8 protein-coding genes are annotated in these 12,406 nt (G+C 57.3%); 3 read left to right on the top strand and 5 right to left on the bottom strand.

The window, feature by feature from the left end; genetic code table 11:
• Nucleotides 1-50: 50 nt before the first annotated feature.
• Nucleotides 51-977 carry an acyltransferase family protein gene (locus METFOR_RS02705; RefSeq protein WP_015284571.1) on the bottom strand — a complete coding sequence of 309 codons (927 nt, stop codon included), beginning with the start codon at nt 975-977 and terminating at the stop codon, nt 51-53.
• Between the two features lie 240 nt (nt 978-1,217).
• Between METFOR_RS02705 and METFOR_RS02700 the strand changes: the two genes are divergently transcribed.
• Nucleotides 1,218-1,529: a hypothetical protein gene (locus METFOR_RS02700; protein ID WP_015284570.1), complete on the top strand. Its 312-nt coding sequence runs from the start codon at nt 1,218-1,220 to the stop codon at nt 1,527-1,529.
• Here the strand turns inward: METFOR_RS02700 and METFOR_RS02695 are convergent.
• Both METFOR_RS02695 and METFOR_RS02690 read right to left on the bottom strand, forming a co-directional pair.
• Nucleotides 1,477-2,121 carry a PAS domain S-box protein gene (locus METFOR_RS02695; RefSeq protein WP_048110769.1) on the bottom strand — a complete coding sequence of 215 codons (645 nt, stop codon included), beginning with the start codon at nt 2,119-2,121 and terminating at the stop codon, nt 1,477-1,479. The genes METFOR_RS02700 and METFOR_RS02695 overlap by 53 nt on opposite strands.
• A gap of 24 nt (nt 2,122-2,145) precedes the next feature.
• Nucleotides 2,146-2,517, bottom strand: a complete 372-nt coding sequence (locus METFOR_RS02690) for a histidine kinase N-terminal 7TM domain-containing protein (RefSeq protein WP_048110768.1) — start codon at nt 2,515-2,517, stop codon at nt 2,146-2,148.
• 581 nt (nt 2,518-3,098) lie between these two features.
• Here METFOR_RS02690 and METFOR_RS02680 point away from each other — a divergent pair.
• Together METFOR_RS02680 and METFOR_RS14405 are read left to right on the top strand one after the other, a co-directional pair.
• Nucleotides 3,099-3,602: a hypothetical protein gene (locus tag METFOR_RS02680; RefSeq protein ID WP_015284569.1), complete on the top strand. Its 504-nt coding sequence runs from the start codon at nt 3,099-3,101 to the stop codon at nt 3,600-3,602.
• A gap of 200 nt (nt 3,603-3,802) precedes the next feature.
• Nucleotides 3,803-8,050 (top strand): PAS domain S-box protein, encoded by a 4,248-nt coding sequence (locus METFOR_RS14405; RefSeq protein WP_015284568.1) that lies wholly within the window; start codon nt 3,803-3,805, stop codon nt 8,048-8,050.
• 5 nt (nt 8,051-8,055) lie between these two features.
• On the opposite strand, the gene METFOR_RS02670 is transcribed toward METFOR_RS14405, so the two are convergent.
• Nucleotides 8,056-8,964: a segregation/condensation protein A gene (locus tag METFOR_RS02670; RefSeq protein WP_015284567.1), complete on the bottom strand. Its 909-nt coding sequence runs from the start codon at nt 8,962-8,964 to the stop codon at nt 8,056-8,058.
• On the bottom strand, nt 8,957-12,403 hold the full coding sequence (smc, locus tag METFOR_RS02665; protein WP_015284566.1) for a chromosome segregation protein SMC: 3,447 nt from the start codon (nt 12,401-12,403) through the stop codon (nt 8,957-8,959). The genes METFOR_RS02670 and smc overlap by 8 nt, the downstream gene beginning before the upstream one ends.
• Between the last annotated feature and the right edge of the window lie 3 nt (nt 12,404-12,406).

Genomic DNA, 12,406 nt, shown 5'->3' with positions numbered 1-12,406 from the left:
CCTGCCCCTTTTTTCATCCCATGTCATCCGTCCGTTATTCGGGATTTCCGTCACAACAATCCTGCAGGAGTTGCTGTTTCTTCATTTCGCAAACGCGCCTGCAAATCACCGGTAAGGCGGTCGTACGACCGCTGGACATGATAGCAGGAAAAGAAGATGGCGGGGATTACCAGAAGTACGATTATTGCATCCCCAAGGTTGCCTGAAATACTACTGGCAGACAGCAGGGAACCGGCAATGGTGAAGACCGGCATATGGAACAGGAAGACGCAATACGAAGAGTAAGCAACTGCTCCGCCGGCCCGGGCCAGCCTGCTCCCTGGCACGATCTGGCTGTATCTCGCGCCACACGTGAACCGGTTGCCGCATTCTGCGGCGATCATCCCACCGATAAAAAAGAAGTAATACAGGAAGAAGCGGAAGTCAATGATACCCAGCGTGTAATGGAACAGGACCGCACCAAGGATGATTCCGGCAGCAGCCGCAACCTTCTGCCACACCCCCGCAATACCGGAGAGCAGAGGATAGATGGCGTACATTGCCATGATAAACCCGATGAACCAAAGGGTGAACACCGGCTCGGCGAATGCGGGGGAGAGGATCACCTGAAGACACAGGACGTTAACGATCCAGTCCGCGGGGGTGAGATGCAGCGGGGGAAAGAATCCCGCGACCTGGAAACCGAGGAAGAAGAGTACGAGTGCAACGAGGTACAGCGGGTATACCCTCACGTTACGTTTCTTATAAAAGTGCACTGCTTCCGGAATACTTCGGATTTTCCGGTTTGCTGCATGGATAACATACCCAGATACCGCTGTGAAACATGCGATGGCAATGAATTTGAGAACCTCGAAGGCGAAAGGATCCGCTCTTAGCGGTACAGACAGGAAATTCTGCATATGGACACTGATGACAAGAAGGATCGCAAACGCCCTGACCAGATCGGCAACAGAAGACCGGCCGGTGCTCATTGCCATGGTTACACCGTGGATACGGAACTTCGATAACCTTTCTGGTCGGGTCCTTGGGGGGGATCCGGGAGGAACCGGCCGTGCCGGACCCCTGCCGATCCAGTTTATCGATACTGTTATACATCCTTATGGCAGGATTTGATAAACCGACCCGGTTGCGGGGACTGCCTGCAGGATTCAGGTGCGGAGCAGGCCTGCTATAAATGGATTGCGCCGGAATACCTGATCAGGAGACAGGGATCCTGCATGAGACTGATGCTTCCGGCCTTCGTTATCGCGGCAATGCTCCTCCTCGCCGCAGGATGCACCCAGGCCAACGCCCCGGAGGTCAAAACGCCGGTACCTGTATCCCCGCAGACCGGCAGCGTAATGGCTGCCTACGGGTACCCCTTCCCGGACCCGAACGACGACACCTATTCCCTTGTCATGCCGGCGAAGGACCGGATCCCGTGGACGAAGATCACTCGGCTCTCCATCGGGTTTGCCACCGTGAAGGACAGGATACTCACCGATCTCCCGACGGGGGCCCGCCGCCCAGATTCTCGTAGTCCCGGGTAAAGGCGATCTGGTTCTCGATCGCCTTTGCAACCATCTGCATCCGCGACACATAGCGTGTCATATCAACGGGATTATCCACGGAATCCCTGCTCAGCTCCAGGTAGCCGGAGAGACCCGTGAGCTGGTTGCGGATGTCATGCCGCGTAATGCTGGTCAGGAGACGGATCTTCCGGTTTGCGTCCGCAAGCGCCAGTTCGGCTTCTTTCCGCTCCGTGATATCCCGCAGGACAAAGAGACTGCCATCGGATGCAGATCCTTCCTCGGCAAGAGGTAATGCCATGATATCAAAATACCGGATCGGACCCTTGCCCGCAATCTGGTATTCCGCCCGTACCCCTTCTTCGGGCAGCACCGGGCCGGCAAGCGGTTCCGGGAGATTCGGGAGAAGCACCCCCATATCCTTACCAATCGCTTCCCTGAGGGGAATCCCAAGGACATTCTCTGCAGCCGGGTTGAGATCGATGACACGGGAGGGTCCCGAGGTGATGATGATAGCATCCCGCATTGTCGTCATGATCCGTGCATAGGCAACGGGCACCCGGGTGAAGAGGTACCGGAAGAGCCCGGCTATGAGGAGGAGGGTCGTAACCATGAATGCAAGCAGTGTCAGGTCGAGTTACGGGCTGGGCGGGACCTTGAGCACGTACATCAGGTTTGCGATAAACGGCGCAAGCGATGCAAACAACAGGCAGATGAGCGGCCGGTGGTGGCAGCGCCCGGTCTCGGACATGTGCGACAGGATCAGGAGGACAGCAAGAAATGACAGCCCGTAGCTGTACACAACGGCAATCCAGAAGAGTGGCCCGTGGTGGTAGACCCAGAGGTTCAGCCCCTCGTATGATACCAAGGAAAATCCCGTGTAGTACAGGGGGTGCAGGGGATTGGTGATCACGGAAAGGCAGAGCAGGACCGGGACGATGAAAAAGAGCGGGAAGTGGCGGATCCTTTGCATACCGGACAGGGGGGCCAGGACGGTTCGAGATGCCATAGCGGTGTCAGCCCGGCATTTTTATTCTTGTTTTATGATATTCCTTCCTGTTTATATCCGGCTTTATGGGATTTTTTCATGAAGTTAAGCATGGTGGCGGTCCCTTGATCAATGATATCTTACGTCCACAGAACGCTCATGATCATCGCACAAAAAAAACAACATTCATCCCCTGCCCGACCCCCCTTTATTTCCAGTGGAGGGAAAATCCCCCCTATTTTCGTCATAATCTCCACAGGAAATAAAGGCGTTTTCAGCTTCCTCTGAAAAGGGGGTCGGGCTGGGGCAGATTTTTCATTTGCAGAACAGCGTCACTCATCGCATGCAACAAATACATTCGCAAACACGATCCGGACAGGCTGGTGGAGGTATCACTCCAGGGCCCAGTATGGCTTTTTTTGCAAAATATCGGAAAAATTTCCGAAATTAAGCCGGGAGCGTGTACGATACCGTAATCTGAAATTGTGAGCCGGCTGGTTTTTATTCCTTCACTCGCGATCGCAAAATGAATGAATTGCCCCCGCCCGACCCCCCCTCCCACCACCAAGGCTTTATCGGACCCTGCCATTCTCCTTTAGCATATGCCGGATTTCCGACCGCGACCCAATACGAAAAAATCCTCCCGCAGGCTGAAGACACCCATCGCGGGTATCGCCGCTTTTTCGGCCATCATCCGCTCCCTTGTGTACACGAACCCGCTCGGATGCACGTCCTATAATTCCCACCTTAGGGCATATCCCCCCGTCCAGAAAGTCCGTGAAATGTATACGGCAAAGTTCGAGTACCGGAACGGGAAGGGCAAACGAATCGGGACGACAATTGAGATGTACGATTCCGTGGAAGGGTATGAAACCGGTATCTCTGCTGTCATTGCGAACATGGCAAATCGCGAGGCACACCGGGGAAAGGTGAAACACCTCCCGGCCGCTGACCTCTTCAGTGTTATGATGAAATGCCATGACCCCAACAACGAACTCTATTACCTCAATATCGCCCGGGACCGGATGACCCTGACATCCTATAGTGATGATGCGATCCGGAAGAAGGTTGAGAAGTGGGTGGACAGCGTGCCGGAACTGGCGTGATTCGGCAGGCCACCATCAGGTTCCGGAGAAATCCCTGCACCAGAGAAGCCGGGATGGGAAGGAAACCAAAAAATCCTTAAATGACCCCTTTTTCTGTTTCAAGTGCATATAATCAATTAAAATGGTAACCGGCAATATCCAAACATATATCTGAAAACAGGAGCAGATCCAGAATCCATCAACAAGAAAAAGAGGAGAGCGTGCCCCCGCCCTATTCCATCCTGTATGTCGATGACGACACCGATCTCCTTGAACTCGGCAAATCATTCCTCGAAAGTACGCAGGAGTTCATTGTCGGGACAAGCGATTCTGCCCTCACAGCGCAGACTCTCATCAGGGAGCAGCGTCCCGATGCAATCGTCTCCGATTACGAGATGTCGGACATGGACGGCATCGTATTTCTCAAGCAGGTCCGCGCACAATACGGCGATCTCCCCTTCATCGTCTTCACCGGTCGGGGGAGAGAGGAGGTTGTCATCGAAGCCCTGAACAACGGGGCTGACTTCTACCTCCAGAAGGGAAGCGACGCAGAGGCCGTCTATGCCGAGCTCCGGCATGTCGTTAAGCGTGCTATCGAGATGCGGCAGGCGAGGCTGACCCTTGCCGAGCAGGAGCAGCGGTTCCACGACCTCCAGAATGCAAGCGACATGATCCAGAGCGTGGATCCGCAGGGCCGTTTCCTCTTCACCAACAAAAAATGGCAGGACACGCTCGGGTACGGGGAGGCAGAACTGCCCGAGCTCTCGCTGTTCGATATCATCCACGAGGAGAGCAGGGAGCACTGCATGGCAACCTTCCCGCGGGTAATTGCCGGCGAGGATGTGGGTATCATCGACGTCACCTTCCGGGCAAAGGACGGCAGGAAGATCTATGCCGAGGGATTTGCCAGCTGTAAAATCGCCGACGGGAAACCCCAGTACACCCGCGGGATCTTCAAGGATGTAACCGACCGCAGGGAGACTGAGCAGGCCCTAAAAGAGAGCGAGGAGAAGTTCCGGACCCTTGTTGAGCACGCGCTGGACGGGATCCTGATCCTCGACCCGGGCGGATTAATCCTCTTTGCCAACCAGGCTGCCGGTAAACTCGTCGAAGAAGAGGACTACCAGAAGGTGATGGGCCGGCAGAATGTCATGGCATTTATCGCACCGGAATCGAAGGAGACGGTGATCCGGGATTTCAGGAAGGTGGCGCAGGGGATTGACGGGTTCCTTGCACAATACAAGATCATCACCGTGCTGCACCGGGTGCGGTGGGTCGAGAGCATCGGGAAAGCCATCACGTTCGAGGGGAAGCAGGCCATCCTCATCTCGCTCCGGGATATTACCGACCGGATGCGATCCGAGTCCACCATAAAGGAAAACGAGGAGAAGTTCCGGACCATCTTTGAGTCAAGCCCCTACCCGATAGCGATCAACAGCATGCCGGACCAGAAGTTCATCGCGGTCAATCCCTCCTTTGTGAAGGCAAGCGGGTACGCAGAAGAGGAGATCCTCGGGAAGAACCCGGTCGAGCTGGGCCTCCTCTCCATTACCGGTGCAGCCAAGCTGGTCTCACGTGCGGTCCTTGCCGGGAAGATTGAGAACGTACCGCTTGCGCTGAACGTAAAAGACGGGCACAAGGTCCATGTCCTCTTCTCAACCATCCCGATCACCATCGGAGGGAAGTCGGCTGCCCTGACCGTGACAGTCGAGGTGACTCAGCTCAAACGGGTAGAAGAAGAGCTCATGCGCAAGAACGAGGACCTCCGCGCGGCCTATGAAGAATTGGCAGCAACCGAGGAAGAACTCCGGGCCAACTACGAGGAACTTTACAAACGGGAGCAGGGACTGCGCGAGAGCGAAGAGAAATACCGGCTCATGACCGAGACCACGACCGACGTAATCTACATGATGGACAAAAACGGCATCATCACCCATGTCGGCCCGCAGATCGCCCGGTACGGCTACACGCTGGAAGAGGTCCTCTCCCATTCTTTCACCGAATTTTTGGAGAGTGATGATGCCTCGCGGGCACTGGCCGACATGGAAACAACGATTACCACCGGGCAGTCCACGGTCACCCAGTTGAAGATGCGGGACAGGGCCGGAAATATCCGCTGGCTCGAGGACAACGGAGCAGCAGTCCACGACGCATCAGGCCGGGTCATTGGCCTCTCCGGCATCCTGCGGGATATCACCGAACGAAAGGAGATGGAGCTGGCACTTAAGGAGAGCGAGGAGAAGTTCCGGGCGCTGGTCGATAACTCGCTGGAAGGGATCTTCATTGTCAACTTCACGGGGAAACTGCTCTTTGCCAACCCGGCGGCAGCACGGATTGTTGATATCGACGATACCAGGTCCGTTGTCGGATCCCTCAATGTCATGGACCTTGTTGCCCTGGTGTCGAAGCCTGCCGTGGTAAAAGACCTTGCACAGGTCGCCCGGGGGATCGATGCCTACCTGGTCCATTACAACCTCATCACCGCAAAGAAGAGGGAGATCTGGGTCGAGTGCATCGGCAAGAAGATCTCCTTTGAAGGAAACACTGCCATGCTCGTCTCCATGCGTGACGTGACTGGGCGCCGGAAGGCAGAAGAAGTCCTGCGGGAGTCCGAGAGCCGTCTCGCCACCCTCTTCCGCAGCAGCCCGGTGGCGCTGACACTCGTCGCGGCAAAGGACGGAACATTCGTGGATGTGAGCGACGCGTTTGTTGAGAACACCGGGTTTACCCGCGAGGAGGTCATCGGGAAGACTGCAACCGAGATCCATCTCTTTGCCGACAGCGGGGAATATGAGCAGTTTTCCTCTGCTCTCCGGAGCCGGGGCGGTGTCAGAGGTATGGAGATCCGGTGCCTGTCAAAAGACAGGAAGGTCCAGACCTGCCGCTTCACCTCATCGGTCATCCTCATGAACGCGATCCCCCACATCCTCTCCAACGTGGAGAACATCAACGAGCAGAAGGAGGCAGAAAAGGCACTCAACACGCTTGTGAAAAGCATGGTCGGGACAACCGGGGTGGATTCCCTCCACACGATCACCGAGAACGTTGCCACATGGCTGGGTGCCGATTGTGTAATGGTCAGCGAAGTGTCACCGGACAGGAAATCGCTCGTAGCCCGCTCCATGATCCTTGACGGGAACCGTGTCGCTGCATTCTCCTGCTCCCTGCCGGGGACGCCCTGTAATGCAGTGACGGAGCAGGGATTCCTGTTCTACGGGGACAACCTCGGACAGCTCTTCCCCACGGCAGAGGCTGTTGCAGAATTCGGGTTTTCCGCATATATCGGTACCCCTCTCCATGATTCTGCCGGCGGAGTGGTAGGGGTCCTCAGCGCATTTTTCCGGACCGCGCAAAAATCCATAGCGGGATACCGGGAGATCCTTGACATCATGGCGGTGAAAGCTGCTGCCGAGATCGAACGCAGCCGTATAGAGCAGACCCTCCGCGAGAGCGAGGAAAAGTTCCGGACCCTTGTGGAGCATTCCCTTGACGGGATTCTTATCGTCGATATGACAGGAAGGATCCTCTTCGCAAACCAGGCAATGGCAGCAATGGTTGCTTCTGACAGCGACCTCGGATATGACAGCCATGAAGGCGGAAGGAACGTGCTGGATTTCATTGCCCCGGAGGCACGGGATGCCGTAGTGCAGGATTTCCGGAACGTGAAAGAGGGGCTTGACCGGTACCCGGTACAATACCCGGCATTCACAACAACCGGAAAACGGATCTGGATCGAGGGCATCGGCAGGAAGATCCTGTACCGCACTGTCCCCGCAGTTCTTGTCTCCATCCGGGACATCACTGCCCGGAAACAGATGGAGGAGACGCTCCTTCGGACCAACAAGCAGCTCAGTCTCCTCTCGGGCATCACGAGGCACGATGTCCTCAACAAGATCGCGATCATCCAGGGCCACCTTGCACTTGCCCAGCGGCAGGGTGCCACCCCGGATTACCCTGCGCTCATCGAGAAGATAGCTCCCCTCATCACCATCATCAGGCAGCAGGTGGAGTTCACCCGCGTATACCAGAACCTCGGGACAAAAGAGCCTGAATGGCAAAGTGAGAAAAAGTTCCTCGCATCGGCATCGGTCCCGAAGTCAGTCCGGTTGAAAAGTGACCTTGGGGATCTGGAGATCTATTCCGACATGATGCTTGAGAAGGTATTCCATAACCTTGTCGACAACTCGCTCCGTCATGGCGAAAGGGTCACGGAGATACGACTGGCTTCCCACCCGGATGACAGCGGGCTGACGATTACCTACGAGGACAATGGGATCGGCATCCCGGCAAACAAGAAGGAAAAGATCTTCGAGAGGGGATACGGGAAGAACACCGGCCTCGGCCTCTTCCTTGCACGGGAAATTCTTTCCATCACGGGCATGACAATCCGTGAAACGGGGGAAGGGGAGAAGGGCGCACGGTTCGAGATCCATGTACCGGAGAACGCGTACCGGAACGCCTCGAAATGACCTTATTATTCCGATGAGGATTCTGCAGGAGGGGCGGCGGCGTCAACCCGGCAGATCTGCACCCAGATATCCCCGAAGAACTCCTCCTGCCGGAGCGAGCAGCGGCCATCGAGGGCAAGGAAGAGCAGGGGGATGTAAACCTCGGGTATGCCCCATTCCATCCGTTTGCAGAGTTCAGCGAGTGTCATCTCTTCATCGATCTCCAGCCCTTCGAGGTACTCGGCAAGCCGGGTCATGGACGACTCCTGGAATCCCTCTTCGTGGGCGATGCTGACCACGTCATCGGCATCGATCAGGGAGTCCGTATAGTCATCGCGGCCCCCTTCCGCCATCCTCCGGCGCCGGCGTTCTTCTTTCTCGATGTTCTTCAGCTCGGTAATGAGCTCGAAGAGGGTGGTCGGGCTCTTCCTCATGCTCTTGCGGTCAAGACGGCGCTGGATCTCGTGCTCCAGCCGCTCGATGGGGCCGAGCCGGCCGGTGTAGTCGATGTCCTCGCCGTCCCCCGCACCGAACTCCCCGAACAGGTCGTCCCCTTCCCCGTCACCGGAATCTTCGGGTTCATCGATTTTCACCAGCTGCTCGGACTTCATCCGGACAAGGGTCGAAGCAAAGAAGAGCGTCCGCCCGGAGATCTGGAGGTTGAGTTCCCGCCGTCGTTCCAGTTCGGACAGGAAACGGTCGGTCACCTCGATGATGTCGATGTTCCACGGGTCGATCTCCCCTCGTTCGGCAAGGCCCACAAGGATCTCGACCGGGTCTTCCATAGCGGCCGGAACCGGAGACTGCAAGGGCGGGTCCTCCACGGGCTCCTCCGGCTGTTTGTCCGGCTGCTGCCCGGGAGGCCCGGACAGTCCTTCTTCCTCAGGAGAGGGGGTCGGTGCCTCGCTCCTCCTGCCCCGCTCTTCTTCAGCCATTGGCCTTTACCCCGGTGACGAGCGTGCTCTTGTCGGGCCGGAGGGTTACTCCCATGATCCGCTCGGCGGCCTCGATCATCGGTTTACGGAGCGAGATGATGATAAACTGGGTGCTCGGGGCAAGCTCCTCCACCATGGAGGCGATCCGCTCGACATTTGCACCATCCAGTGACATGTCCACTTCGTCAAAGGCATAGAACGGTGCGGGGATGAAACGCTGGATCGAGAAGATAAAGGCAAGGGTGGTAAGCGACTTCTCCCCGCCGGAGAGGGAGTTTAAGAGGTGGACCTTCTTGTCCCGGGGCTTGACGGCAAAGGTCATGCCGCCGGCAAACGGATCCTCCTCGTTCTCCAGCACAAGGTTACCGCTGCCGCTCGTGAGCCGGGCAAAGATCTCCCGGAAGTTCGCATCGATGGCCTTAAACGCGGTGGTGAAGGCTTCGTACTTCATCTTCTCGAACCGCTCGATCCGCTGGATCAGGGTCTCCCGCTCGGTCGAGAGGATCTCTTTCTTCTCTGTCCGCTCGGTTACCTGCCGCTGGACCTTGTCGTACTCCTCGATGGCGAGCATGTTGACCGCCCCGATCTTCCGGAGGGCCCCGTCGGCCTCGGCGATCTTTCCTTCAATCTCCGAGAGCGTCAGTTCCGTGTCCATCTCACCGACCTGCTGCTTCAGCATGTCGATCTCGATGCCGAGGGTCTTTGCCCGCTCCTCGATGGCCACCTGCTGGGCCGTGATCCGGTCCTTCTCGGCATCGAGCTTCAGGAGTTTCAGCTCCGATTCCTGGATGTGCTTTGAGACCTCGCTGCGCTTTGTCCGCAGTTCGTCCAGTTCTCCCGAGAACTCCTTCTGCTTCTCCTCAAGAGTGGCAATCTGCGCTTTGTGGGCGGCGATCTGCCCGTTCGCACCCGCAATATCAGAATCGATCCGCTGGTTGGCATCATCCAGGCGTTTCCGCTCTTCTGCAAGTTCGCCAAGCCGGGCCGAGAAGTGCTGGCGTTCCCGCTGCGCATCATTGATATCGCCGTCCTTGTTCCGGAGCCGGCGCTCGAACTCCTCGATCTCCCGGCGTTTCTTCTCCATCTGCTCGGTGAGAGCGGGAATGTTGGTGTCGTCAAGCCGTTTCTTGATGGCATCGATCTCAGCATTCAGGCCATTGATCTCCTCCGTGGCCTTGTCCAGCTCCGCCTCGAGTGCGGCAAGTTCGGAGGCGCTGCTCTTTGTCTCCTCCTGCTGCCGGGCAACCGCTGCCTCGATGGTCTGTTTCTCGACCGTGATCGCATCGAACCGTCGCGAGAACTCCTCGGTGAACATCCCGAAGCGGGCCACCTTCTGGTCGATCTCGTTCCGTGCCCCGCGTTTTGCATCTACTTCTTCCGTAAGGCGCTTCACGCCGGTTTCCAGGGTTGCAGCCTCTCCCTGCAGTTCTCCAAGGTGCGAGCGGATGCGCAGGATCTCGTCGTCCACGGCAGCGCCGAACCCTTTCGGGCCAGACTGCTTCTTCATCGAGCCGCCGGTCATTGCCCCGCTCCTCTCGATAAGTTCGCCTTCGAGCGTGACCATGCGGTATTTCCCGATCAGTTTCCGGGCACGCTCAAGGGTATCGACAACAACCGTCCCTCCAAGAACCACAGAGAACGCCCGGTCATATTTCGGATCGTAATCCAGCAGGTTTACCGCATAGTCGATGACACCGGGCTCTTTGAGCGGGGGAAGCTGCGGGGGCTTGAGCTTGTTGAGCGGGAGGAACGTGACCCTCCCCAGCCGCTCGTCCTTCAGGTACCGGATTGCGTCCGCTGCGATCTGATCGGTGTCGCAGACAACGAACTGGAGCTTGTTGCCTGCCGCGACATTCAGGGCGGTCGTGTATTCCGCGGGGGCTTTCCCCAGGTCGGAGATGGTGCCATGCACGCCCTCCATGGCCCGGACGGCCTCGATCGCCCGTCCGCCAGACTCGCCCCTTGCATCCCGGGCCGCCTCCAGCCGGATCGCGTCCTGCTCGGTGTCGCGGATCTCGGAGCGGAGTCGTTCAAGGGACGACCGCTGGGCAAAGAGCGTGCTCTCCAGTTCCGAGAGGTTCCGGTCCAGCGCCGTCTTCTCGGCCTGGAGGTCGGCGATGCTCTTCTCGCTGTCCGTGAGCTGGGTCTGCTTTGCGGTATACTCCTCGTCCAGCTGCCGCAACAGACCGGTAAGACGTTCGAGTTCGGAGGTCCGCATCCGGCTCTTCTCGATAAAGAGGTCCTGCTGGTGGAGGATGCCCGACCGCTGGCCTTTCTTCTCCTCGACCTCTTTTAAGAGGCTGAAGAGCTTCTCGCGGGCGCCCTCGGTGTCCTCACTGTGCTGCTTGATCTCGGTCTCGAACTTCTCCAGCTGGGCCTTTGCGGTGGCAACCTCCATCGCAATGTTGGTGCGGTCAATGGTCAGGGTCCGGATCTGGTCCGTGCACTCGGCTACCCGGGTCTCGGCACGCTTCGAGTCCGTGAACACGCGGTTGATTGCTTCGAGGTTCGTCTCCTTCTCTTTTTTGAGGCGGACGATGGTCTGCTCGGCAAGCTTGATCCCGCCCTTTGCCTCTTCGAGCTCCGCGATCAGCTTCAGGTAGTCGGCCCCGCTCTTCTTGTTGATCAGTTCGTCGATATCGGTCAGATCGGCTTTGAGATAGGAGAGCTCGTTCTCCTCGATCCCCCGGTCGGATGCGATCCGTCCCAGCTGGATCGTATGGTCCTCGGCCGACTGTAAAAGGGACCTGAGCTCCTTCTCCCGCTCATGGAGCTGGGCTGCGGAGCGGCAGTTCTGGTAGAATGTCAGCTCGTTCTGCCATTTCTGGTACTCAAGGGCGTGGGTCCGTTCCCGTTTCAGTTCGTTCGCACGCTTTGAAAGCTCGATCAAGAGGAGCTCCTCGCGCTCGATCCGCTCACGGACAATGTCGAGTTCAGCGAGCGACTGCTGCTTCTTGGTGTCGAACTCTGCAACGCCCGCAATCTCATCGATGATCTTCCGGCGTTCGAAGTCACTCATCTCCATGATGCGGGTGACATCGCCCTGCATGACAACGTTGTAGCCGTGGGGCTTGATCCCGTGCTTTGCCAGGTGGTCGACGATATCGCTCTGCTTGCAGAGGCGTTCGTTGAGGTAGTTGTAGCTGTAATAACCGTTGCCGGTCCGCTTGATCCGCCGGCGGATCTTCGTCCCGTCAGAGAATTCGAGCGCAACCTCGGCCGTGTTCCGGCCGGAGTTCAGGTTGATGAGGTCGGTCAGTTTCTCTGCCCGCAGGTTGCGCGAACTCGAGAGCGCAAGGACAAAAAGGATAGAATCGATGATATTGCTCTTGCCGGAGCCGTTGGGCCCGGATATTACGGTGAACCCCTCTAAAAAGGGAATTTTTGTCTTTTTTGAAAAAGACTTGAAATTGTCGATCTCCAGACCTGTGATATGCAAAGA

The organism is Methanoregula formicica SMSP (assembly GCF_000327485.1).
Classification (GTDB): domain Archaea; phylum Halobacteriota; class Methanomicrobia; order Methanomicrobiales; family Methanospirillaceae; genus Methanoregula; species Methanoregula formicica.
The sequence above is the reverse complement of the archived record's forward strand: the minus strand, read 5'-3'. Positions and strand labels throughout refer to the sequence as shown.

Coding starts and splice junctions, on each gene's coding strand:
- METFOR_RS02705 (WP_015284571.1), bottom strand. CDS start 977: ATGGCAATGAGCACCGGCCGGTCTTCTGTTGCCGATCTGGTCAGGGCG.
- METFOR_RS02700 (WP_015284570.1), top strand. CDS start 1,218: ATGAGACTGATGCTTCCGGCCTTCGTTATCGCGGCAATGCTCCTCCTC.
- METFOR_RS02695 (WP_048110769.1), bottom strand. CDS start 2,121: ATGGTTACGACCCTCCTCCTCATAGCCGGGCTCTTCCGGTACCTCTTC.
- METFOR_RS02690 (WP_048110768.1), bottom strand. CDS start 2,517: ATGGCATCTCGAACCGTCCTGGCCCCCCTGTCCGGTATGCAAAGGATC.
- METFOR_RS02680 (WP_015284569.1), top strand. CDS start 3,099: ATGCCGGATTTCCGACCGCGACCCAATACGAAAAAATCCTCCCGCAGG.
- METFOR_RS02670 (WP_015284567.1), bottom strand. CDS start 8,964: ATGGCTGAAGAAGAGCGGGGCAGGAGGAGCGAGGCACCGACCCCCTCT.